Annotated in this window: 1 protein-coding gene; it reads left to right on the top strand. The window is 63.8% G+C overall.

Translation table 11 applies throughout. The annotated features are described in order from the left end of the window. Positions 1 to 260, top strand: a 260-nt coding sequence (locus SB764_RS41900) for an MG2 domain-containing protein (protein ID WP_410867023.1), incomplete at both ends; no start/stop codon positions are given.

Raw genomic sequence — 260 nt, 5'->3', positions numbered from 1 at the left:
CCGGCGAGACGGTGCATGCCTCCGCACTGGCCCGAGACACCGACGGCAAAGCGATCGGGAACCTGCCGCTGACCTTCGTCTTCCTGCGCCCCGATGGCGTCGAGGACCGCCGCATCGTCAAGGAAACAAGCGATCTCGGCGGCTACACCGTCGATCTGCCGGTGCAGCAGAACGCCATGCGCGGTACCTGGACGATGAACATCTACACGGATCCGAAGGGTGCTGCGATCGGCACCAAGAGCTTCCTGGTCGATGACTTC

The organism is Paraburkholderia sp. SIMBA_027, from assembly GCF_046535315.1.
Taxonomy (GTDB): Bacteria; Pseudomonadota; Gammaproteobacteria; order Burkholderiales; family Burkholderiaceae; genus Paraburkholderia; species Paraburkholderia tropica.
Note: the sequence above shows the minus strand (reverse complement) of the source record. Positions and strands in the feature narration are given on the sequence as shown.